The sequence below is a fragment of the Paenibacillus cremeus genome (assembly GCF_007786445.1).
Lineage (GTDB): Bacteria > Bacillota > Bacilli > Paenibacillales > NBRC-103111 > Paenibacillus_G > Paenibacillus_G cremeus.
The window spans coordinates 25,455-50,266 of the sequence record NZ_VNJI01000054.1 but is presented as its reverse complement, the minus strand read 5'-3'; the positions used below and the strand labels follow the sequence as shown (position 1 = coordinate 50,266).

Sequence of the window (24,812 nt, the reverse complement as noted above, 5' to 3'; positions counted from 1 at the left end):
TGGGTGTATAGTTGCCATGAGTAGGGTTCCTTTCTTGGTGACTTCAGCAATCCCGAGAATACCCTACTTTTTTGCTGCCTGGAAAGGCTCCAAATCTTGGTACACAAACAATTTTACATCATCTCGATAAAACAGGTTACCAATTTTTAAGACATTAAGTGGTCTAGTATCACCCAAAAAATCAGTAATGAGTCCTTTTTTGTTCATAAACTCAACATGTTGAAGAGAAGGAAACATATCAAACCTTTGAGCGGATTCGTTCGCCACGAAGCTAATCTTGAAACGAACTAGTGCTTCAGCGGACACGACAAGCTTACGATGGGAATGACGGCCTAATTATGCCTTGGCATGGCCATTTACAACATTTTTCACTTGGCTGCTTTTATCTAGCGATTTGGCTAGACGCCTTCCTAAACTTATAGCTGGTTTTTCAACTAGATAATACATGGCACTTGAAATAATAAATGTGACTATAACAACCACTATACAAATTCCCCACAATGGTAACCTATTGTGAAGAAAATGCACACATGACAATAGCACAACAAGATGGGATAAATACAAGCTGAACGATACTTTACCTATATACTTCACAATTGCATTCCTTAGTATCTTAGATATTCGACTAGAGGTTATTGCAAAGATAATTAGAATTGAAGCACCAAGAGCAACAAACCATGTATCTATAACAGTTCGATAGAATGGGTGTAAATCATGAACAATTTTGTTTAGAACAAATGATGGATGAACATATAAATATAATATTAGTCCAATAAAAAACAAAGATATTCTTAGTTTCTTATGTAGATGCAGTATTTTATTGCTGATTTCATTTCGATACTTAGCGATTAAAGCACCTATCACAAACATTGCTGTGTAATGTAAAGAAGCATACAGTTCTGTTCCAATAAAATCGGCCTTTGTAACATAAGAGTAAACAACGCTGAGAACTGATAAAGTTATCCCTAATCCAATACCTTTTTTCCAACTCATACGTACCAATAAAAACATAATAAATGGAAATGCAAAAGATATTCTCATTTCATGAACTAATGACCAAACTACATTGTCCAAATTACTTGTGAATGTTCCTATTAGGAGTAAGTGATCTTTTAATGAACTTAAAGTTAAATCACTCGACCAACTTGAGTTAAACCAATCAGTTAAACCACTAATTTTACCAGTATAAAATAGTTCTCTGAGAAGCATGGCAAAACCGACTGCTACAATATATGGAATATATATCCTACAAATGCGTCTAATAACATAAGCACTATAAGTAAATTGTCGATTTGAATAGAACGGAAGGGACAGAACAAATCCACTTAAAACAAAGAATAATACTACAGCTTCACTGCCAGCAATAGCAAAGTGAAAAACACCAAACTTAAATAACAATTGCGATAAAAACGTTTTATTAAATATTAAATACATATGACCAAAAAAGACAGATAGTGCTGCAAGACCTCGAAGTGAATCCAGTTCTTCATAACGACCATTCATAAAAACTCCTCCATTTAGAGTAGCGTATTTAGCCCACGAAACAATATTCATCGCTTCTCAAGCAGCACATCTCGAAAAATTTCCAAAAAGCCCATATCTTTGTCTACTATAGACAAAAACATGGGCTTTTTGGAAATTCCCTTCAGAGATTAATTCTTATTCTGCATCTTCCACTTATTGAACTCAAGAAACTCCCGGAAGTCTTCCTTGCTGACTCCGGATGCCATCGCTTCGCGAATAAGTTCGTACCATTGGCGGTCTAGTTTTTCATCTTGCTCCTGTTGAACCGGGTCGTTAATCAGATCATCCATCGATACGCCGAGGGATTCGGCTACCTTCTCGAGAAATTGAATGGAAGGATTGGACATAATCCCTCTCTCAATATTGCTTATATAAGATTTGGCAACACCGGCACGCTCGGCTAATTCGGTAATCGAATATTTCTTTTGTAGACGCAATTCATGTATCCGTTTGCCTATCATGGGAATCGATCCTTTGCAATTTATAAACTTGATAAACTTAAATTAATTATAACATTATTATACCACAAAGAGAAATCCCCTCCTGTCCCAATGCCGAAACCATCTTAATAGATGTCTACTCTGCATTGTTTGGCATAAGGGGATTTATCATTACTGCGCTCTATGAATTAAATTCTGCAATCCGTCCGCATCGCTTATGTAAGAGTTTAAATGAGCCTGCTGTAAAAAATTTCGAACCTCGTCGATGGTAAGACCCATATTCCGCGCAGCCATGATCAGTTCTAACCATTCACTATCAACCACTTCTACAATTTCCCGGATAGCTTCATTCATTAGATAGAACAATCCTCCCCCACTTAACTAGGCCCTTAGACCTGTGACTCTGCGTTCCTACCCTTCGGCGAGGTGCGCCTGTTTCTGTCCGTAGCTAAAGGTTTAATTTAGTTAAAGTATACTCGGTAACATCTAAAAAGCATGTCACATCCTCTGTACGCTGAATAAATTTTTTTTTATCAATTTCGTTCTTTTCCGCAATCATTCTCCTTCTTCCCGCACATGATCGTTATACCATTTCATAAATTCAAATAAAATTTTATATTCGTTAATCCGATCTTTTTCGATTCCAAGTTGTTTTAATTCGTGGATAAAATCAAGCCACTCATTTTCAACCTGCTTAGTTTCCGCCTCAGCGGCCATTTCAACCAACACCTTGAGGTCCACTTTCAATACCTCAGAGAGCTTTTCGATAATATGGATCGAGGGATTTTGTTTCAAATTTCTTTCGATGTTGCTTAAATAAGACTTGGAAATCCCTGTCCGTTCCGCCAGTTCAGACAAGGTCAGCCCCCTTTGCTTTCTAAGGCTAGTGATATTATCGCCGATCATTATTACTCGACAGTTACGCTTTTAGCCAAATTTCTTGGCTTGTCGACATCGCACCCTCTAAACAATGCCGCATAATATGCGATTAACTGTAGCGGAATAACGGATACCAGGGGAGCAAGGTATTCATGAACTTTAGGGATCACCAACCGGTCGCTGCTTTCCTCCAGCCCTTCCATGCTAATCATGCAAACCGAAGCCCCTCGGGCCATAACCTCTTGTACATTACTTCGAATATTCCCCGCGATCGATGCTTGCGTTAACAGCGCGACTACCGGTGTCCCTTCTTCAATCAGCGCAATCGTTCCATGCTTTAATTCACCGCCTGCGAAGCCCTCTGCCTGAATATATGAGATTTCCTTCAGCTTTAATGCCCCTTCCAGACAAACGAAGTAATCCACGCTCCGCCCGATAAAGAAGCAATTGCGGGTTGCGCTCAAATAGCTCCATACGATCTCTTCCATCTTTTCTTTCCGGTTGATCATAATCTCCATCGCATTGGCAGCCAAGCTTAACTCGCCTACCGGATCGAATCCGATGTCCATCCCTTTAGCTTTCGCACAGTCGTATGCGAGTATAGTCAGCACGGCAAGCTGGGCCGTATAGGCTTTGGTTGAAGCGACGGCGATCTCAGGCCCGGCATGCGTCAGCAGCGTATAGTCCGCTTCACGCGATAGGGTAGAACCGGCTACGTTCGTAATCGTCAGCGCACGATATCCGAGCTTCTTGATCTCTACCAGCACCCCTCGACTATCAGCCGTTTCGCCGCTTTGGGAAATCATTATAAAGAGCGGCTTACCGGAAAGAATCGGCCTGTTGTAGAGGAACTCACTAGCTACATGAACCTCAACCGGTACATCGGCCATTTTCTCCAGCAGCTGCTTACCGACCAGCCCTGCGTGAAAGCTTGTGCCGCAACCGATGATATAGATACGGTCCGAACCCTTCATGGCTTCACGAATATTGGAATCGATAGCGATTTCACCGTTGCGGTCTTGATATTTGGAAACAACATTCCGAATCACGGACGGTTGTTCGTCGATCTCCTTGAGCATATAATGCGGGTAAGGACCTTTTTCAATATCGCTTGCATCCAGCTTTACTGTGAAAGGCTCTCTCTCAATCTGGGCCCCAGATAAATTTTTGATGGTTTTGGAATGGCTTTGCACAATCACCATCTCTTCATCCATCAGCTCCACAAACTGATTCGTCAGCTGCAGCGCGGCCATAGCATCACTTGCGATGACGTGAAAATTGCCGCCAACACCAATCAGCAGTGGGCTTTTATTTTTACCGACATAAATGGTTTCCCGGTCTTTCACATCCATTAAGGTAATGGCATAAGAACCTTTTAACACCGTCAGTGACTTTCTGAATGCTTCCTCAACCGGTATGCCGTTGTCGCTGAATTTCTCAACGAGCTGGACAATGACCTCTGTGTCCGTATCGCTGCTAAAGTACACATCCTGCAGATAATCCCGCTTAATTTCTTGAAAGTTTTCAATGACTCCGTTGTGGACGATAGTGAACCTGCCATTGCCGCTTTGATGCGGATGGGCATTTCTACGGCTGGGCACCCCATGAGTAGCCCATCGGGTATGACCTATTCCCATAGTTGCCGTCACCTGTGGATCGACCTCGTTCCGCAGCGCTGCAATGCGACCCTTTTCTTTAAAAACATGGGTTCCCGCTTCATTTAATAGCGCGATACCCGCGGAATCGTATCCCCGGTATTCCAGCTTCTCCAAGCCTTTTAGCAAGATTTCTTTAGCGTCCTGATATCCGATGTATCCGACAATTCCGCACACTAGATTGGCCTCCTATTAGTAAGAATGCAAGTTGGATTGCTTCGTTCTTTATTGAATCTTTCAGGTAGCTCATGAGGATTTAATGAGGAGGTATTGGTATGATTTCGCATGTATACAACCTTTGGAAAAAAGCGAATGTAACATACCATAAGCTGTTGTGTGCGTATCACTATACGCTTTATCGCGACTGCTTAGACCCCGAGATTAAAGAACAACATTACATAAAATTTAAAAAACATGAATTTTGGGAAGCGCATTCAAAATGATTTAACTAACGGCAGCCCGTAATTGCACGGTGCTCTTTATGGAATCGATCACTCTCATTTGATCTTCTTCGGTCATATTGGAACCTGATGGCAGGCACACGCCCTTGGCAAACAATTGCTCGGATATGCTTTCGCTCTCCTCATGAGAGAAGTAGGACATTCCTTCGAAAAGCGGCTGCAGGTGGAGCGGCTTCCATACCGGACGCGCTTCGATGTTCTCTTCCGCCAATGCTTCAATCAGTTGCTCCGCTGATATGCCAGCCTGCTTCTCGTCAATCGTTAATGCCGTAAGCCAGCGGTTGGATCGGGTATGCTTCAGCTCGGGCATAAAATTAAATCCTGGTATATAATTTAGCGCCTGATAATACCGCTCGAAGATCGCTCTTCTTGCCTCGACCCGTTCGGTCAGCACTTCCAGTTGCCCTCTTCCAATGCCGGCCAGCACGTTGCTCATCCGATAATTGAACCCGATCTCGCTGTGCTGGTAGTGCACGGCGGGATCACGCGCCTGCGTGGCCAAGAAGCGCGCTTTCTTCAGCGCGGCCACATCGTTGGAGACGAGCATGCCTCCTCCTGACGTCGTAATGATTTTATTTCCATTAAACGAATAGATGCCGAATTTGCCGAACGTCCCGCTTGCTTGACCCTTGTAAGTTGAACCGAGTGACTCCGCAGCGTCCTCGATGACAGGAACGTCGTACCGATCGCAGATGGCTAGGATCTCATCCATCTTCGCGCTTTGGCCGTATAGATTCACGACGATGACCGCCTTCGGCAGCGCCCCTTTCCGTTCTGCATCCTCCATCGCCCCCTGTAACGCTTGGGGCGACATATTCCAGGTTTCCGGCTCCGAATCGATGAACACCGGTTCCGCATTTTGATACAGGATCGGATTGGCGCTTGCTACGAACGTTAAAGTCGAGCAAAATACGCGGTCTCTCTCGTGGACATCCAGCAAGCGCAGTGCCAAATGAATGGCGGCGGTCCCGGAGCTTACGGCAGCAGCAGCATTAACCCCGACATAGGCGGCCAGCTCATTCTCGAAAGCATCAACATGCGGTCCAAGCGGCGCAATCCAATTCGTATCGAAGGCGTTCGCCACGTACGCTTGCTCTTTGCCACTCATGTGCGGAGAAGAAAGATAGATTCTTTTCTTAATCGAAGTCTCAGTCATGCGGCACAACCTTTCATCGGCATTATGGAATTACGATAAATAGAACACGGTGATCTCCGGTCTGCAGAACAAGCGAATCGGCAGATTGCTTGTACCGACGCCACGGTTTACATAGAGCGGCATCCTGTTTGGGCCGACCTCATACAAGCCTTCGATATACTTTTGCGCCAGATCCGGCGTAAAAAAGGGCTTGAAAAACGGCATACGAATCTGCCCCCCGTGAGAATGTCCTGAAAATTGGGCATTGACTCCGGATTTGCTGCTGAGCTCCGCAATATCCGGTTCATGAGCGAGCAATAACACGCAATGTTGATTGGACAAGCCCTGCAGCGTTTTCTTCAAATCGAATTTGCCCATTAAGTAGTCGTCTACGCCCGCAATGTAGAGTTGCTGCCCATCCTGGTCGATGCTGCCATGGCTGTTGATGAGTACTTGGAATTGTGAATCAAGCAGCTGCTGAATAACTTGTTTCTTTGATGTATAATCATGATTGCCGAGAACGGCCCATTTCCCGCCGCGCGGCGCTTGAAGCTTCTCAAGCAGCGGTGCTGCAGATTGTTTCCCGTTCCACTCCCGATCCAGCAAATCTCCGGTAAAGAACAGCAGATCCGGCTTAAGTCCGTTTATGAGGTCTACAACACTTTGGAATTGATCCGTTCCGTAGTAAAAACCAAAATGGACATCGCTGAATTGGACAATTTTCCATCCCTTGAATGCATCGGGAAGATTCCGAATCGAAAGCCGAACGGTTCGCACTTGATACCAGAATCGTTCCTCTATGACGTAGAAGGCCGTTCCCAACACCCCCGTCCCCAGCAGACCACGACCCATTTGCCTCAAGAATTGGCGGCGTGTGATGATTTTCGTTTCCGTCATGGATGTAAGCTCCTTAAAATAAGAAAAAGTGCCCTAGGCACTTTTGGACGCTTCTGTTTCTGCTTCATTACTGGCTGTCTTGATGATGACCGCTGGGGTTCCAACCGCTGTACTCTGCGGCGAAATATTGTTAATGACACTAGCCCCGGCCCCTATGATGGCCCACTCCCCAATCGTTCTTCCCGGAATGACCGTAGCTCCCGCTCCAATCATGCTCCCTTCTTCAGCTGTAACGCTGCCGGTTAGGGTTGCGTGCGGGGCGACGTGAACATAATCTCCGATGGCGTTGTCATGCTCGACAATAGCTCCGGTGTTGATGATGGCGTGTCGGCCGATAATAGCATCAGCGTTAATGACAGCGTTCGGCATCACGACGGTTCCACTCCCTATCCTTGCGCTCGGGCTCACCACCGCAGTAGGGTGGATCAGGGAGATATATGCATCGTCGGGTAAGCCAAGCTTCTTTGCCAATAGCCTACGAATCCGGTTGTTTCCAATTGCAATCACAAATTTTAGATTGCTGTTTACACTATGTAAGTAATTCGCCGACGCTATAGGACCTTCATAAATCCCATGTACCGAGCTCAACACATCATATTTATCGTCCAGAATCGCCCTAATTTCACACAAATCAGATACACAATGTATCATATCCTGTATGACTTTGCTGTGGCCGCCCGCCCCAATGATTACTAGTTCCATCTTTGTCACTTCCTTATTCTAGGAAAGTTTAGAACCTGTAAACCTCTCCATGGTGACATGATTTCCGTGTTGGATTCCTTCAGACTTAAGCACCTTGAACACAGTCAGCAGTAAAATTCGAAGATCGAGAAGGAAGCTTCGATGTTCCACGTACCATACGTCCAGTTCGAATTTTTGTTCCCACGTCAGCGCGTTCCTGCCGTTTACTTGTGCCCATCCGGTAATGCCTGGCCTCACGAGATGGCGTTTGGCCTGCTCCTCCGTGTAGAGAGGCAAATAATCCATTAACAGCGGTCTCGGGCCGACTAGGCTGATATCGCCTTTCACTACATTGACTAACTGCAGCAATTCATCCAGGCTGTATTTTCGTAAGAATTGACCGAACCGAGTAAGTCGTATGTAATCGGGTAATAAATTGCCTTCCTCGTCCATCTCATCCGTCATTGTGCGAAATTTATACAGCTCAAAGGGCTGGCCGTTCAGTCCGGGACGCAGCTGCTTGAACATGATTGGCGTTCCAAGCTTGAATCGAACGAGAACGGCAACTACGGCGATCATAGGGGAGAACAGCACCAAAAGCAATCCTGCCGCCAATAAATCGAAAAGACGTTTCATAGAGACAAAGCCTCGCGTATTTTGAGTTGTATTTTGGAAAACATCCGATCCAGCTTCCAAAAAAAATAATTTATTTTCCTAAATCGATGGCCATCCACAGCGACAAGCCATTGACCGTCTTGAATTTTCACTTGATCAATATGATGCATCCCATCCCGTCTCCAGTCGTTGTCTCTGTTTGTACCGCTTAAAATCAGCTCTGCCTCCTCTTCCTCGTACTCAGAGTCCGTAAGCTTAATGATCTTAAATACCCTGGTTGCTTTCCCATAATAGTCCTTGCCGTCCTGGGTATATCGATAAATCTCCCCATTCTGAACGATAATTCGGCCGCCGGGCCGGGAGATGCTGCTGTTATTGGTAATAATCGGACTTTGGGGATGCTCGACCCATGGGCCTTCAAGGCTGTCGGAGTGAAACAGATGCAGATTCTTGCCTTCAGATCCGGCAAATATCCACCACTTGTTATCGAATTCAAAAATAGATGGATCCACATACCTGCCGCTAAATAATTTGCAGGCTATTTCCCATTCGAACGGAAAGTTTGTTGCTTTGTACAACAAGACCCCCTGCGTTTGTTCCGTTTCGGGAAGCATGTAGATTTCATCCTTGAATTTAAATACCTGGGGATAGGATAAATGATGCTTTTCGTTCATCACGATTTTTTCGTACATCCACTCTTCCCCGTCATTGCTGATGGCTAAGCCGATCTCTCCGCGCCCCGATGCTTTATTTAACACTTCAAAAAACATGTAATACTTATTTTCATGTACGATAATAAAGGGGTCAGCAACGAATTCCGCTGGAACATCCTTAACATCCGAAGCCTGCAAAGTCGGCTTATCCAAATGATATTCATGTGGAGGCGCAGAAATCATGGAGTTCGAAGTAAACACTTTGATCGACCACAAAGAGGTGAGCATTCCTTCGCGTATTAGAGACAACAGATTCAGGGCCGTTTTCAGCGACGTAAATTTGGTTAACGACATTCTTCCCCTCTTTTCTTCCTATGAAGATATTACTGATAATATTTGTCGTTTTAGATCCTCGATAATATCCTTCACACAGACATCCGTAGATTCATGCCCTTTCTTGTATATGTCCTCCAGTATCTCCTGTAGCTGTTGTTGTGATAATTTTTGGGAGATATTCATGTTTCAATCCTCACTCGAACTTACCTCCGATTAAAATTTAATATAGTCGCTTTTGTAAACAATATCCAAGCTGATTGTATTTTCGTAATAATAATAAATAAGGTAACAAATGAGAATCGCGAAATAAATTAACTTCTGTTCCTTTTTGGGAAACAGCTTGACTACCCAAGGGATTAAGATCAGATTATATAAACCGAAATAAAAACTAAACCTGGCAAAAATCCACTGCTGCGTTGCGATTAGCATGAAAACCAGATTAATTAAGCACATGTTTACAACATAGTCACTATCGGGAAAGATCTCTCTGAGCTTATCTCTCCCGAAATAGGCTAGAACGACGGGAACAGCACACACAATTGCTCTCAAAAAATTAGCTCCGTGTGTTTCAAGAGCTTGATATTCGCTATATTTCGTATCCTGTATAACCGAAAATAACGCTTGTGAAAGTGTATTAAAGCCTATAACGAAAATTACTGCAAAAGCAAGCAAGATATAGGTTTGTGTAGTCCACGCTTTCCTTCTTACAATAAAGTAAATCGGTATGAGGATAAGTGCAGATTGATGGATTGTGGAAGCAAATAGCACTACGGCAATATACTTTTTCCAGCTGCCATCGAATATATATTTGGTTGCCATGAACAATATGGCGGCAGCAAGAAACTGCCTGATTCCATTCATGGATGTTAGAAGCAGTCCGGTAGTAAAGTATAAATAGATACTTAATTCAAATAATCTCGAGTATTTGTATAAAACAATGATAACAAGAACGTTCGTTATCAAGGCAACTGTGAAAATCAGTATTTGGGGGTCAGCCGATATTTGCTGTAACAAATATTGCAAAAATGCAAATCCAAACTCCCCCTTTAATCCAATATCTCCCAAATTCAAATGAATAAGTGTATAAGAATACATATAGAAAAACGTATCGCCGATATTTTTCCTTAAACCGGATACAAGCACTATGATTATCATCGCAATGAATACATAAAACTTATTTGGTTGAATAAAAACAGTTCCCACCGCTGCAGGTTTTGCTAGATATCTGGAAAATAGTGATATAACAAATGCACTAAACAATGTAAGCCATAATATAGTCATTTACAATATTCCCTCTCACTGAATAAGGACATATCGTTCATTTTTACTTCTTCATAACAGTTGCCCTATTTGTGTTTTGGATATATACATAAAGCAACGTGCCAAATGGTACAGCCAATAAAGTAGTCCATTTACATGGGGACTCGAACAAAAATTTGTAATTTCGAATCATTATGCTGCTTGAAACATAGTGCATAGCTTCGCGATATCTTTCTTTAAACGAGGGTGCATACTGCATAGCGATTTTTCTAAAAAATAGGAATCCCTGAGGGTTCCTCTTATACTGTTTGACGATGTTCATACTTGAACCGTCCACCAAATATTCAACGTGGCACAGGATTTCGTTCATAATAAGCAAGGGACAGTCTTGATCGATTAGAACATACTTATAACTAAGAGGACAGTACTTTTCACCAGGAAAAACCGGATACGGTGGACTCCTCCGTGTAAGCTCTGATCGATATACCAGCTTTTTATCGCCTTGGACTCTATGCTTAGAATATATATCCGATAACTTAGCCACCTTTAAATGTCCCGGTAGTTCGGTTCCAATTATTTCGCCATTTGGAGTGGCATCCAATCCAATAATCCCCGCAAACCTTTCGTTACCATGTTTCTTCCAAAATGAAACAATTTTCTCAACAGCATCATTGGCCATATAGTCATCCGAATCAATGCATACGTTGAGTTCCGTATCGATCAACTCATAGGCAGTATTATGCGCTCCGTGCATTCCTTGATTCTCTTGAAAATGATAACGGATTGGAACCAAATTCTCTGAAATCCAGTCATTAACAAGTTCCCTTGTTTTATCCGTAGATCCGTCATCTATAATCAACCAAATGAAATCCTTACAAGTTTGACGTTTTAAACTTTCGTAACAAAGATGAAGTGTATATGCTCGGTTAAATGTAGGCGTAAAAACAGTTAATGTATGACTCATTGTTTAATCCCCCATAAACTCTAAACTTACTTGAACTACAAAACATTATCCAAATAAAATTCACCTAAACTATTAGCGGTTGTAACGATATCATATCCTTTTTGGCGTAACAGATCTGTTGTATCTTCATGCTCCTGGGGTAATGCAAGAATCGAATCCGCCCATACATCTGGCGATTCCTTAAGACTCATGTACTTCACACGACCAGTTAAGTCAATTTCACGAGTTATTGTATCTGATACTACACATGTTAATCCTGTAGCCTGTGCTTCTATCATTACTACGGGGGCACCTTCAAAAAAAGAAGGAAATAAGAATATATCCATCGCCTGCATGACCCTTGCTATATCATCTCTAATGCCTAGAAATATAACAGCAGAAGTTAGGCCTAGGTTAGAAACCTTTTCTTCAATATATTGGCGTTCCTCACCATCCCCCGCCAATAGAAGTACGGAGTTCGGATTCTTCTTATTCAAGGCTTTAAATATATCTATCAGGAATTCATGATTTTTTGACTTGTGAAATCTACCCACATGTCCAACAACTAATTTACCACCGACGATATTCAACTTTTTTCTGATTTCGTTTCTCAATTCAGAACTATATCTAAATTCATCCAAATTTATTGCATTCTTGAGAATTGTTACATTCCCTGAATTTAAAAGTTTTTTTCCAAATAGCCATTGGCCCGCGGATTCTGAACATGCAAAATACATGCTAGCGCTATTCTTCATAAACAGTCTCGCATATATTCGAAAAGGTAATTTAAAATCAACCCCTAGATTACTTGTGTGACTATGTGCAATACGAGAATGAACACCCGCTTGTTTTGCCGCCCGTAGTACAAAACTGCTATTCTCGTTTATATGAGAATGTATCAATCTATATTCAGGATGATTTACGAAAAACTCATCTAACATTTTGAAATATACTCCGTAGTTGCCTGGTCGTATTTGCGGCATTCGATAAATTTTCCCTCCGAGACGCGAGATTTCATCATCGTACTGGCCCTTTTCAGCCCTATGCACCATAAAATCAAACTGAATCCGGCTGCGGTCCATTTGTCGATAGTAATTCATTAACATTGTTTCAAGTCCACCACGATTCATAATGGTGACTACTTGGAGTATACGAACTGGTTCCAAAAATATCGCTCCTATCTAATAATCTTTCTAAGACGATCCATGGTTACTAACATCATATAAAATCCCACAGCAAACCTATATTTCGCACAGAAATAAAACAACCTCCAAACAATTGAAAAATACTTCATTTCAAGGTGCTTGAAGGAGTGCTTTATTCTGCTATCATTCAAAATCGAGTTTAACATGCTAATCTTCCGCCAAAAGGGGACTTTATTGCTTAAACTAACAGTGTTTAAGCCAAGTCCTAAAGCATTAAGACAAATCCGATTGTTTAGAGCACAATGAAACTCTGGAAGCATCCTTTTTTCGGTTAAGAATCTTTCAATCGTACTGTAAAGGGTAAACCATTTATTTATAAGATCCGGCTTATAACCCGTTGTAACCGAAGTTGTATTCACGCGCCAATAATGATAATAAGGTCTATTGAGAAAGACAAACGATTTTGCATAATAGAACGTGTGTATATTAAAAAGTGAATCCTCGTTGGTCCCTACAATACTGAGATCTACGAATTGAACACCATTTTCTTTAATGATTTCTGATCGATATAACTTTGACCATACAGTTCCCCAGGCATCAAGAAGCTCCGGATTGGAGATCTCTTCATTTAACGGGCCCACCAAGCGACGAAGAATCTTAGATTGAACTTCGTCACCACTATAAGATACCTTATCCGGAAGGGGGAAATCCTTCTCCTTTGCATGGGTGCCAAACTCACGCATATAGGAGCACATGGCGATATCAGCTTTCTCCTGGACAGCTGTTTCATACAGTGCTCTATACATTTCCGAATCCACCCAGTCATCTGGATCGACAAAGCCGATATATTGTCCTCTCGCGATACTCAATCCTTCATTTCGCGCAGATGAGACACCACCATTTTGTTTTTCTATAATTAACAAACGTTTATCTCTATTTGCATACTCCTGAAGAATTTGTAAGCTCGTATCCGTAGAGCCGTCATTTACCGCGATAATCTCAATATCCGACAACCTTTGAGACAACAAGCTATCCAAACATCTACTCAAATAGTTTTCCATATTATATATAGGCACTACGATACTCACTTTTGGATTCATCGCGTTCCCCCGACATATATTGGGAATATATTTCGCCCAATTTTATCTTTACTTCGAAAAGCGAATATTTATTTACCATATTTGCACTTGCGATACCCATATTTTTGCGCAGAGACGTTGACAGACAGAGTTTAAGCAATTGTGTTGCATACAGGTGATAATCCTTATGAGACACAACAAAACCATTTTCCATATCCCGAATTAGCTCGGAGTGACCTCTGTTCATTGTTGCAACAACCGGCAATTCACATGACATGGCCTCCAAAATGTTTACTGGCAGTCCCTCTCGAAGACTTGATGCTACAGCAATATCGGATAAGGGCAGCAACTCATCGATATCGTTCCGATACCCTAAAAAATCAACCATTCCTGAAATCCCAAGCTGATTAGCCAATTCTATGCAGTCTGCTTTTAAATGCCCTTCCCCTGCAAGTAAGAGTCTCGCTTGGGGAACCTCATCTTTAATTTTTGCCAATGCTCTAATCAGAAGCTGCTGATTTTTATTTTTATTAAATTCAGCAGCGTAAAACATCAGAATTTGGTCTTGTTTATAGCCCGCTTTTAGTCGCAGTTCATGCTTTCGTGTTTTTCCAACTGTTGTAAAGCGCTCTGTGTCTACCCCAATCCCATGTACGTGTTCAATACGTCCGGCATTAAACTTGTGCTTCACAGCGAGCTGATAATCTTCTTCGTTGATAGTTATAAGGCAATCGGTTAAATGGGATAATAGTCTTTCGATCGGGTAGTAGGTCACCCAGTTTATTAGTGGTGCACCCTTACAAAAATGAAAGCCATGCGCGGTATAAATAACCTTAGTCCCTTGTTTTCGAGCTTTTCTTGCCGCAAGGCGGGTGAGAACACCACCTACTGGTGTATGACAATGGACGATTTCATACTTATTACTATCCATAATTGATTTTAGCTCACGATAGGCGTTTATGTTTTCTTTCCGAAAGGGCGACCGTTCGATCGGTAGATCATACTTGCGATCCACATACGGAAGCTCCATATTCCCTTTTGCAGCTACATGAACCTCCCAGCCTTGCTGCTGCAGCCACTCCAGATAGGGCAAATGAAATGCCTTAAAATGATAATCAACCGTTGCAACAAACAAGATTTTTGGGGACACTTAAACCACCCGTTCTTGGATAATTTCGGTCACTTATTAAGCAATTGCTTTTCCATCATCTTGGAAAGGTAATCTAACAATTTGTACTTCAAATCCTCGCGCTGTAGGGCAAACTCAATGGTCGTTTGAATAAAACCCATTTTCTCTCCGACATCGTATCGAGTTCCTTCAAATTCATAAGCATAAACCGCTTCGAAGTGATTCAATCCTGCAATCGCGTCCGTAAGCTGGATTTCTCCACCGGCACCTGGCTCTTGACTGCCCAAAATATCAAAGATCATCGGACTTAAAATATAGCGCCCCATGATAGCAAGATTGGATGGCGCATTCTCCAGCTTCGGCTTTTCTACTAAATTGCTTACATTGTAGAATCGCTCAGCGATTTTTTTTCCATCCACTATGCCATACCGGGATACTTCATTATCAGAAACATGCTTGACTCCAATAATAGATGCCTTATATCGATCGTATTGCTCAATCATCTGTTTTAAACAAGGTTTATCGGCGCCACTCACAATATCGTCACCCAACAGAACAGCGAATGGCTCGTTACCAATAAATTTGCGAGCGCACCAGATAGCGTGCCCGAGCCCTCTTGGCTCTTTCTGTCGGATATAATGAATGTCAACCATTTTTGATGACTTTTGGACTTCATTCAGCAAATCCAATTTCCGTTTTTCCAGAAGATTTTGCTCCAATTCGAACGAATTATCGAAGTGGTCCTCTATCGCTCTTTTACCCTTTCCAGTAACGATAATAATATCTTCGATCCCCGAGTCGACTGCTTCCTCGACAATGTATTGAATCGTAGGTTTATCTACGATTGGCAGCATTTCTTTAGGCATTGCTTTAGTGGCAGGCAGAAATCTCGTTCCAAGCCCAGCGGCAGGAATGATTGCTTTTCTTAGTTTCATGTTTGACATACTCTCCTTTAAACGTTGCATTCCGTATTAACCTGTGGATATGAGCTTCTTAGGTAGCTTAGGTGTTAGCTTTTGATTCGTTAAACCTAGCAACTGATTCCTTAGCGCTTCTTTATCAAGGGATACGTACGAGTCAATGACCTCTTCAATTTCGCTGATTAGAAGGTCTGCCGTTTTCCCTATGTAAATCTTAGGATGAACCTGCTGCTCATGAATCTCGTCTTCCTTAAGCAGTTCTTCGAATAGCTTTTCCCCAGGTCTAATTCCACTGTATTCAATCCCAATTTCTTCAATGGAGCTTCCGGATAACCTGATTAAATTTTTTGCGAGGTTCACGATTTTTACCGGCTCCCCCATGTCCAAGACGAAAATTTCTCCACCCTGAGCCAAAGCACCAGCTTGCAAGACCAGTCTGGAGGCCTCCGGGATCGTCATAAAGTAACGAACCATGTCGGGATGCGTAACCGTAACCGGACCGCCACTCTGAATTTGTTTCTTGAATCGAGGAATGACGCTGCCGCGGCTTCCTAAAACGTTGCCGAACCGTACGGCAACAAACCTGGTATTACTGATCTTATCCATGTTCTGAACGATCATTTCAGCTAACCGTTTTGTAGCCCCCATGACGCTGGTCGGATTGACCGCTTTATCCGTTGAGATCATGACGAATGTAGTTACTCCATACCGACTCGCTGCTTTGGCGACATTCATCGTCCCAATTACATTGTTTTTTACCGCTTCCTCCGGATTTCGTTCCATAAGTGGCACGTGCTTATGTGCGGCGGCATGATAAACGACATCAGGGTGATACGTGCTCATAACGGCCATCATTTTTTTTGCATCTTGGATGTCGGCGATTTCCGTTATAAATTCGATTTGAGTATTTCCGAACGAATCCTTCAATTCCATCTCAATTGAGTAGATGCTGTTCTCGCCATGTCCAAGTAATATTAGCTTATCCGGATGAAACCTTGCAATTTGCCGGCAAATCTCCGACCCGATCGATCCTCCCGCTCCGGTGACAAGAACAACCTTATTCGTTATATATTCCGAAATGCTTTCCATATTCAGTTCAACTGGCTCTCGGCCTAATAAATCCTCTACCTCTACATCCCGGAATTGACTAACGGTTACTTTCCCCGTTACGATGTCCTCAAGCATTGGTAATATCTGGGTTTTTACGGCAGTTTTTGCGCATTCCTGGAAGATACGGTTCAACTGCTTTTTATTTAGAGAGGGAATCGCAATAATAATGTTGTCGATCCCCCACTCTGTAACGACCCTCTCAATCTGTTCACTCCCGCCGACCACCGGTATACCCAATATGTCGAGCTTCTGCTTCTTCAGGTTATCATCAATGAACGCGATCGGTACCAGCTCTGCTTCATTATTGCCGATCAGCTGTCTTGCAATCATTGTCCCTGCCGCCCCTGCACCGACGATCAGAGTTCGCTTCTTATTGCGAGACTTCTGAACATAGGCATCGCGAAAGACTCTCCAACAAAACCTTGAGCCGCCTATTAACAGCATGTGCAGCATCCAGGTCACGGCAAGCAATCGGAAGAACGTCGTTTGCATTATCATGAGCTGAACAGTGCCGGTAGCCAATATAGAGAAAGAGACTGCCTTAAAAATAATCAATAACTCCCCGATGCTGGCATATTCCCAAGCCTTTTTATATAGCTTGTAACGAACAGAGAAAAGATGATGACTAAGCAGTAGGGTAATCGAGCTGACAACCATGGGAACAGTCACGACATGAAGAGTAGCATTCACCAGAAACTGACTGAAGTAGATAGCGGTTAGAACAATAAATGAATCCAATAAAATCAAAAATGAAAATCTTTGGCGGTAGGTCAATGAAATCACCCTTTCCATTCAATTCAATAAAGTTCTTGACTATAGGGTCTTTAAGACAAAACCTCATAGTCAAGAACTTAATGATAAACGGGCATCGAACCCATCCTCACACCATACCTTCGACGACTGGCGTCTAAGGTTTATTTCAACCCACAGCATGGCCGAGTGCCCCCTTTGATAACGGCGAGGAGACATCACCAAATTCCTTATAGTGAACAACGGTCTGTATTGTTGCACATACTCTTTTAAAATCGTTCGTTACATTGCTAGTTCATAAAATGTATTGTTCTATATAAAGAACGTAACTATAAAAAAAAAAAAAAATGAGTTGCATACCTTCACTGAAGTAATGCGTTCTTATTATTATAATAGTTCTTTATATAGAACAAGTCAACTGCAATCTGCATTTTCTTAAACGCGGTTTTATTGATAACGGTATTTGAACATTTATGTTCGATTAGTTTATTTGTACCATAGAAAAACCTTTGATCTGAGTTCTATACTCTTGAAGAAAAAGCTGCAATTTATTATCTGTTACCAAATATCTATCATCATGTAATGATTTTAATATATATTTATTAATTTCTGGACTATGGTGCATCGTATCTTTATAATTGTTTAAATTAAACGTAATTTCTTTATCTGTGGTAAAGTCAAAAAGTTTTGCGTTTTGATACTTGTTTAATTCTGAATAAAAATACTCTCTACTTTTGATTATATTATCTACAATAACTGGATCTAACTCATAAAAACGCTCGTTCATTAAAATTGAGTAGGGAGGATAGTAAAAATAAAAATGAGTGGCTGGATTGTTTTTAACGATAGGAAGAATATTGTTATCGATACTACTCTTTAGCCTATTAAAACTAAAGCTTTCAAGTAATTCTTTTTTATTTTTCTTATCTTCTAGAATTTTACGAGAATAATCAGCTATAACGTTTTCCTTACTATATGTGTATAGTCCCCCCCAAAAATAAAGTGAGTTTAAATCCCGTTGTGGCGCATCCTTAAAGTCAATCATGGCTGAAGTAATTTTAGCTAACTTAGGTGTTATATTATATAAAATGGAAATAATACTATATTTTATCGTTGTTATATTTAACAAATATTTCAGATCATTTGCCTGGTTATTATCATAAAGAAACGCTGGGAATTCTTCTTTATTAAAATCATCTTTACTTAGAGAAGTATAATCTAACCCCCAAATAACATTATCAATTTGGTTATTTTGAAAAGCAATTTCAGCAATTTTATTCTGTTCATAAGCAGAGGAACCTGCAATGGATAGTTTTAGTGTTTTTGCCCTAGGAAAAATACCATTTACTTCACTTGGGACGAAATTTTCTGTCATGGAAGTTCCTAATATTATCGTATTGTATTTATAATTTTTTGCTAAACCTGGCAGCTGCCATCTCTCTTCCGTCCAATATATACTATTAGCCTCTTTAGACCTATAGAATTGCAGTGGATCAATAAGTAAATTAAATAGAACTAATATCAATGAAAATATAAACATATAAGTTATTGTATTTCGCACCCAATTTTTACTCAATTTTTATTGCTCCTTTTTAGAAATTGAAGTATAAAAACTGACTTATTTTATTAAGGCTTGTTATGCAATAAACGAAAATAATGGAAATACAAATGGAAATTATTATGTTTGGCTGAAAACTTCCAGATAACTTATTGGAATTTTTACAATATACAACAACAAGCATGCTAACAAATATGTAAGGAATTGCGATCATCAACTCATTCAAATTAATAAAATAAGGGCTTATTGTAAATCCGTAATTTTTTAAAAAAGAGAGCTTTCCAAAGTCTGGCAATGCCATCCCGTTAAGTCCGATCATGCCTCTTAATACTTTTATTGCATCTCCCCATGTTGTAGCTCTAAAAAAAACCCACGCTATGTTGACAAAATTAAAAGTAATGAACCAAGCTATATATTTATTTAACTTAAAATCTTGTGACTTCCAGTAACGATTAATGACAGTAGCAGCACCATGTAGAAGCCCCCAAAAAATGAACGTCCATCCAGCACCATGCCATAAACCACTAATTAAAAACACTATTAATATATTAATATAAGTTCTTGTATTCCCTTTTCTATTTCCACCAAGAGGTATGTAGATGTATTGCGTCAAAAACCGGCTCAGAGTGATGTGCCATCTTTTCCAAAAATCTTGAATATCTAGTGCTTTATATGGCGAATTAAAATTCATTGGTAATACTATGTTAAACAATAATGCAGTCCCAATGGCCATATCCGTATATCCACTAAAATCAAAATATAATTGAAATGTATAGGACAGTGAAGTAATCCAACCCTCAAAAAAGGTCAATGTTTTTGCATTATCAAAGCCCATTGTGGCCCAAGAAGCTAATGAATCTGCAATAGCAACTTTTTTAAACAAGCCTATTGAAAAGATAAATATACCTAAGGAAATGTTTCGAAAATTTATAACCTTATTTTTTAATTGATCAAATTGAGGCATAATCTCTGAATGATGAACAATTGGTCCTGCAATTAACTGAGGAAAAAAGGTAACAAATAGTGAAAAATTTAAGAAGTTATATTTCATCGATTGTTTCTTGTAGGAATCTATAAGGAAGGCTATTTTTTGGAAGGTGATGAAGCTTATTCCTAGAGGCAAAACTAAATGTAATAGTGAAAAATGACTATTAAATAATGCATTTGTATTAGTAATTAAAAAATCAAAGTATTTATAATAGCCTAATAAACTTACATTGAAAATAATTCCTAGAACCAGCACGGCTTTTCTATTAATTCTTTGCTGTTTACTTCCCAATAAAGCGCCTGCAGCAAAATTAAATAATAGTGACATCAGTAATATTGATAAATATTGTATATTCCACCAACTATAAAAGCATAATGAACCAATAATTAACCAAATTTTCCCCAAAAAAACTAAACGTTTTTTATTTAAAATAAAATAACCTAAAAATACAATAGGTAAAAATAAAAAAATAAATTCATATGAGTTAAATAGCATGATTACACCATTTCCTTTATTTTTTCATATTCAGTTAGACATTTGTAACTAAACCTCGTAATGAATCTATCTCAAGATATCTTTTATTCATTTTTCACACGGGAATGCTCTAAATAATCCCACATCTATGAATCAGAGATTAGTGGTGGTGCATGAAAGACCACCACTAATATTGAGCATATAAATTTCATAACATCGACGCCATTGCAGTACTTGCCATATTTCTTCCTCACATTACTATTAAATCAATAAACTCTCTAACTGCCCCATTACCACCATTAGCTGTACAGACGTAATCTACTGCACCAATAACTTCATTTATTGCATCAGCTGGGCAAGCTTTCAGATAGCAAACTTTCATGCAATCCATATCATTAACATCATCACCAATATAAGCAACATTTTCATAGCTTAATTGATATTTATTCATAACCTCATCCAACACCCGCCGCTTATTGTCAACCCCTTGATAAACCTCTTCAATCTTTAGTTCAGCAGCACGTTTAGCTACTATTTCTGATTTTTTAGCAGTAATGATAACGGGTATAATATTATACTGTTTAAGATTAATTAAACGATATCCATCTTTTACATTAAACGCTTTAAAAACTTCACCATTTCCGCTAACATAAATTTTCCCATCTGTTAGGGTACCATCAACATCCATAACAAGCATTTTAATTTTAGATAAGTCTTTTTCCTTTATCATAAGAATATACCCACTCCAAGAATATCATTTACTCTTACTGTTCCAACTAGTCGATGATTCTTAATAATTGGCAATGCAGAAATATTCTTTTCTTGCATTATCTTTAATGCATCTACAGCGAGCACATCCAGATCAATACAGATTGGAGTCTTCACCATTACATCGTCTACTGACAAACCATAAATATTTACTTCTCTTGTAAATAATCTCCTTAGATCACCGTCCGTAAAGACTCCAATTAATTCGTTGTTTTCATTTACAATATTAATAATTCCAATGGCTTTCGTGCTCATCTCGATAATAGCATCTTTTAATTTAGTACCAACCATTACTACAGCGTTTTTATCCCCTGTATGCATAATGTCATCTACTTTTATCAGCAGTTTTTTTCCAAGGGAACCGGCTGGATGAAATAATGCGTAATTCCATTCACGAAAGCCATAAACTTTTGATAAACAAACAGCTAGTGCATCTCCCCAAACCATTGCAACCGTAGTACTGGATGTAGGTGCTAAATTCATTGAACAGGCTTCCCTAAATTCAGGGAACACATAGGAGTAATCACTGTACCTTACTAGGATTGATTTTGGATTTCCAGAAATTCCAATCAGTGTTGCACCTATTATTTTTATATTAGGAAGAATTCTAGCAATCTCTTCACTTTCCCCACTATAACTAATCGCTATTACGATATCATTCGCCGAGATCATCCCTAAGTCACCATGTAGAGCTTCTGCGGGATGAAGGAAAAACGATGATGTTCCAAGACTAGATAATGTGGCTGCAATCTTTCTTGAAACATGCCCAGATTTTCCCATTCCTGTAACAATAACTTTGCCATTACAATTAGAAATCAGCTCAACAATTCTTACAAAGTTTTCATCTAGAGCCTCTTTTACTAATTTTATTGCATTTATCTCAGTCTCAAAAACATATTTTGATTCAGAGAGAATATCGAATTGATGTTCAATTTCCGATTTAGTGAGAATATCGAATTGATTCATCATCGCGTACCGCCTTATATAGTTTAATAAGCTTTTTAAGTATTACCTCAATTTCGTCAAGCTTAACCATATTCGGGCCATCGGACTTTGCATGATCGGGATCCTCATGCACTTCCATAAATAATACATCTGCACCGACCGCTATCGCTGCTTTAGCTAAATACTCCACATATTCACGATTACCACCGGTTGAGGTAAGGTTTCCTCCAGGTTTTTGAACGCTGTGTGTTGCATCAAAAACAACCGGATAACCAAATTTTTTCATTTCAATGATGTTAGTCATATCAACAACTAAATTGTTATAACCGAATGTATTGCCTCTTTCGCATAAAAGAATATTTTCATTACCTGATTCTTCAACTTTTGTTATAACATTTTTCATATCTTTAGCAGATAAAAACTGTGCTTTTTTAATGTTTACGGGTAGTCCCGTTTCAGCTGATGCAACCAATAAATCCGTTTGTCTGCAAAGAAATGCAGGAACTTGGATCATATCCACAACCTCGGCTACAATCTTTGCTTGATACGGTTCATGAATATCTGTTACTATAGGTACCCCAAACTCATCTTTAACTTTTTTAAGTATACGCAGTCCTTCATGAATTCCTGGTCCTCTGAATGAGGAAATAGAAGTTCTATTCGCTTTATCGAAGGATGATTTAAAAATATACGGAATACCAAGTCGATTGGTAATGTCTTTCATCCTTGATGCAACTTCCATCACTTGCGCCTCTGATTCAATTACACAAGGTCCTGCAATCAACGTAAATATTGTGTTATCCATTGAAATGCTACCAACTTTCATCGTTTTCATTGTAACTTTTTCCTCCCAGTATATTTTTATAAACTTAAATAATCCCCACCTGATAGATGGGGATTTTCTTGTATTAGGATATGGGCAGCATGTGACGCTCGCTCATTTTTCCAGCCATATATTCTACAACTTTATCAATGTCTTTTGGTGTATCAACCGAGATGGTCTTACAATGTGCATTAATATAATAGATATCCTTCCTATTCTCAATAAACCTGAATGAATCGTTCTCTTCAATTTTTTCAATAGGGCCTCTAGGCGTTTCATGATAATATTGAAGAGCTGTTTTGGTAAATGCCCCCACCCCCACAAACTTTTGGTATGTATAGTTCATACCTCCTTTAGGAAATGGTATCGGGCTGCGAGAAATGAACAAGCAAATGCCATCTTTATTTGTTACAATTTTCAAATTCGTTGTATCCACAACCTCAACAGGGTCTGAAAAATCAGTCATAAGATTTGAAACATAAAATTCATCTTTGTTCAAACCATCTGGAATACACTTTACTATGTCTTTAGCTTCTATGACAGGCTCATCACCGTTTACCATCACATAAAGATCTGCATCAATGATTTGGGAGACTTCATACAGCCTTTCTGTTGCCGTATCATGGTCTTTAGAGGTCATAATCACTTTTGCTCCAAAACCTTCACATACGCTCTTTATTTCTTCACTATCAGTGGCAATATATACCTCTTCAAAGCATTCAACCTCCATGGAGTGTGTGTAAACCCACCAAACCATAGGTTTTCCAAAAATATTGGCTAACGGTTTATTATAGAATCTTGCTGAGCCGCCTCTTGCTGGTATTACTCCAACTATTCTCATACTTGTTACCACCTTTTCTAAAAATGGATTTTATCAAACTCTACTCTTTCAAATACATCTAACTTCCCGCCACGTGTTGCATTGAATATTTTTATATGGTTTTTATCTGCGTATTTTTTTGCAGATATAAATGCTCTCGTTGAAACCTCAATGTTGGGAATATACAAGTCTTCTTTGTCAGTGTTATACTTTTCAATAAAATAATCCTTAGCCGTCTCGTCTATGACTATTTCACCTTTATCGTTGACCATTTTACTGAAATTATGGTCAACACCTAAGAGATAGATTTCTTTTATTCCCATATATACAGCTAATTGAATTGCGGTATATGCAACGGTATTCCCCCAGTATATTCCCTTGACAATATTCTCGGAAAACTCAGGTTCAACTGTTCTATCGCCGAACTTAAAGATATAATACATTGCCTCATCGAAGTTAATTTTATAGTCCCGCGGAATGTTAACGGGGAAAAATTTATTTTTGACTTCTATTTTATTGATCTCTTCTTTACTTTTAAAAATGGTCTTGTCATCTTCAGAACAATAATACATGGGTCGCCAATCCGTGCGATCGAATATATAGTAAATTCGATTAAAGGCAAAGGTAACTTCATGCTTCAGCTTATCGAGGTCTTTAGCCCTCAAACTAGGACCATTTCCGATTATAAAGCAACGCTTATTTAAATGAATATTTTTCAAGGCTTTCATACTTTTCCCTTGTCTAGAGAAGGGAAATGCCAATTCATAAATATATTTTTTAGTACTATATATCGATGTAGATATTGAACCTTTAACTTTTTCCAT

At 39.9% G+C, this 24,812-nt stretch carries 24 protein-coding genes; all 24 read right to left on the bottom strand.

The window, feature by feature from the left end; all coding sequences use genetic code 11:
* Positions 1-336 precede the first annotated feature (336 nt).
* The 24 genes from FPZ49_RS29060 to FPZ49_RS28945 all read right to left on the bottom strand — a co-directional run bounded on the left by FPZ49_RS29060 (position 337) and on the right by FPZ49_RS28945 (position 24,812).
* On the bottom strand, positions 337-1,503 hold the full coding sequence (locus tag FPZ49_RS29060) for an acyltransferase family protein (RefSeq protein WP_186446162.1): 1,167 nt from the start codon (positions 1,501-1,503) through the stop codon (positions 337-339).
* Between the two features lie 149 nt (positions 1,504-1,652).
* The gene (locus tag FPZ49_RS29055) at positions 1,653-1,985 is read right to left on the bottom strand and encodes a helix-turn-helix domain-containing protein (protein WP_144853860.1); all 333 of its coding nucleotides are present in this window, start codon (positions 1,983-1,985) and stop codon (positions 1,653-1,655) included.
* A 150-nt stretch (positions 1,986-2,135) separates the two neighbouring features.
* Positions 2,136-2,318: an anti-repressor SinI family protein gene (locus FPZ49_RS29050; RefSeq protein WP_144853858.1), complete on the bottom strand. Its 183-nt coding sequence runs from the start codon at positions 2,316-2,318 to the stop codon at positions 2,136-2,138.
* A 201-nt stretch (positions 2,319-2,519) separates the two neighbouring features.
* Complete coding sequence (locus FPZ49_RS29045; RefSeq protein WP_144853856.1) at positions 2,520-2,870, bottom strand: helix-turn-helix domain-containing protein; 351 nt, start codon at positions 2,868-2,870, stop codon at positions 2,520-2,522.
* A 2-nt stretch (positions 2,871-2,872) separates the two neighbouring features.
* Positions 2,873-4,675 (bottom strand): glutamine--fructose-6-phosphate transaminase (isomerizing), encoded by a 1,803-nt coding sequence (gene glmS, locus FPZ49_RS29040; protein WP_144853854.1) that lies wholly within the window; start codon positions 4,673-4,675, stop codon positions 2,873-2,875.
* Between the two features lie 267 nt (positions 4,676-4,942).
* The gene (locus tag FPZ49_RS29035; protein ID WP_144853852.1) at positions 4,943-6,115 is read right to left on the bottom strand and encodes a DegT/DnrJ/EryC1/StrS family aminotransferase; all 1,173 of its coding nucleotides are present in this window, start codon (positions 6,113-6,115) and stop codon (positions 4,943-4,945) included.
* A 30-nt stretch (positions 6,116-6,145) separates the two neighbouring features.
* A complete protein-coding gene (locus FPZ49_RS29030) occupies positions 6,146-6,991 on the bottom strand; it encodes a metallophosphoesterase (protein ID WP_261381676.1) in 846 nt (281 codons plus the stop codon).
* A gap of 33 nt (positions 6,992-7,024) precedes the next feature.
* Entirely contained in the window at positions 7,025-7,693 is a 669-nt protein-coding gene (locus FPZ49_RS29025; RefSeq protein WP_144853850.1) for an acetyltransferase, read from the bottom strand.
* A gap of 18 nt (positions 7,694-7,711) precedes the next feature.
* Positions 7,712-8,308: a sugar transferase gene (locus FPZ49_RS29020; protein ID WP_144853848.1), complete on the bottom strand. Its 597-nt coding sequence runs from the start codon at positions 8,306-8,308 to the stop codon at positions 7,712-7,714.
* Entirely contained in the window at positions 8,305-9,294 is a 990-nt protein-coding gene (locus FPZ49_RS29015) for a glucosamine inositolphosphorylceramide transferase family protein (RefSeq protein ID WP_144853846.1), read from the bottom strand. The genes FPZ49_RS29020 and FPZ49_RS29015 overlap by 4 nt, the downstream gene beginning before the upstream one ends.
* Positions 9,295-9,489: 195 nt before the next feature.
* On the bottom strand, positions 9,490-10,557 hold the full coding sequence (locus FPZ49_RS29010; protein ID WP_144853844.1) for an EpsG family protein: 1,068 nt from the start codon (positions 10,555-10,557) through the stop codon (positions 9,490-9,492).
* Between the two features lie 43 nt (positions 10,558-10,600).
* Positions 10,601-11,500 (bottom strand): glycosyltransferase family 2 protein, encoded by a 900-nt coding sequence (locus FPZ49_RS29005; protein ID WP_144853842.1) that lies wholly within the window; start codon positions 11,498-11,500, stop codon positions 10,601-10,603.
* Positions 11,501-11,535: 35 nt separating this feature from the next.
* Positions 11,536-12,645 carry a glycosyltransferase family 1 protein gene (locus tag FPZ49_RS29000; protein WP_144853840.1) on the bottom strand — a complete coding sequence of 370 codons (1,110 nt, stop codon included), beginning with the start codon at positions 12,643-12,645 and terminating at the stop codon, positions 11,536-11,538.
* Positions 12,646-12,656: 11 nt separating this feature from the next.
* Complete coding sequence (locus FPZ49_RS28995) at positions 12,657-13,724, bottom strand: glycosyltransferase (protein ID WP_144853837.1); 1,068 nt, start codon at positions 13,722-13,724, stop codon at positions 12,657-12,659.
* Positions 13,687-14,853, bottom strand: coding sequence for a glycosyltransferase family 4 protein (locus FPZ49_RS28990; RefSeq protein ID WP_144853834.1), 1,167 nt, complete (start codon positions 14,851-14,853; stop codon positions 13,687-13,689). Before FPZ49_RS28990 ends, FPZ49_RS28995 begins: the two co-directional genes overlap by 38 nt.
* Before the next feature lie 29 nt (positions 14,854-14,882).
* Complete coding sequence (gene galU / locus FPZ49_RS28985; protein WP_144853832.1) at positions 14,883-15,767, bottom strand: UTP--glucose-1-phosphate uridylyltransferase GalU; 885 nt, start codon at positions 15,765-15,767, stop codon at positions 14,883-14,885.
* 36 nt (positions 15,768-15,803) lie between these two features.
* Positions 15,804-17,636, bottom strand: a complete 1,833-nt coding sequence (locus FPZ49_RS28980; protein WP_144853830.1) for a polysaccharide biosynthesis protein — start codon at positions 17,634-17,636, stop codon at positions 15,804-15,806.
* A gap of 457 nt (positions 17,637-18,093) precedes the next feature.
* Positions 18,094-19,188, bottom strand: a complete 1,095-nt coding sequence (locus FPZ49_RS28975) for a hypothetical protein (RefSeq protein WP_144853828.1) — start codon at positions 19,186-19,188, stop codon at positions 18,094-18,096.
* 16 nt (positions 19,189-19,204) lie between these two features.
* Complete coding sequence (locus FPZ49_RS28970) at positions 19,205-20,653, bottom strand: MBOAT family O-acyltransferase (protein ID WP_144853826.1); 1,449 nt, start codon at positions 20,651-20,653, stop codon at positions 19,205-19,207.
* Between the two features lie 229 nt (positions 20,654-20,882).
* Positions 20,883-21,362, bottom strand: a complete 480-nt coding sequence (locus tag FPZ49_RS28965; protein ID WP_144853824.1) for a KdsC family phosphatase — start codon at positions 21,360-21,362, stop codon at positions 20,883-20,885.
* Entirely contained in the window at positions 21,359-22,369 is a 1,011-nt protein-coding gene (locus FPZ49_RS28960; protein ID WP_144853822.1) for a KpsF/GutQ family sugar-phosphate isomerase, read from the bottom strand. Before FPZ49_RS28960 ends, FPZ49_RS28965 begins: the two co-directional genes overlap by 4 nt.
* Entirely contained in the window at positions 22,341-23,180 is an 840-nt protein-coding gene (kdsA, locus tag FPZ49_RS28955; protein ID WP_144853820.1) for a 3-deoxy-8-phosphooctulonate synthase, read from the bottom strand. The genes FPZ49_RS28960 and kdsA overlap by 29 nt, the downstream gene beginning before the upstream one ends.
* Positions 23,181-23,253: 73 nt before the next feature.
* Positions 23,254-24,009 (bottom strand): 3-deoxy-manno-octulosonate cytidylyltransferase, encoded by a 756-nt coding sequence (locus FPZ49_RS28950; protein WP_144853818.1) that lies wholly within the window; start codon positions 24,007-24,009, stop codon positions 23,254-23,256.
* A 17-nt stretch (positions 24,010-24,026) separates the two neighbouring features.
* Positions 24,027-24,812 (bottom strand): 6-hydroxymethylpterin diphosphokinase MptE-like protein, encoded by a 786-nt coding sequence (locus tag FPZ49_RS28945; protein ID WP_144853816.1) that lies wholly within the window; start codon positions 24,810-24,812, stop codon positions 24,027-24,029.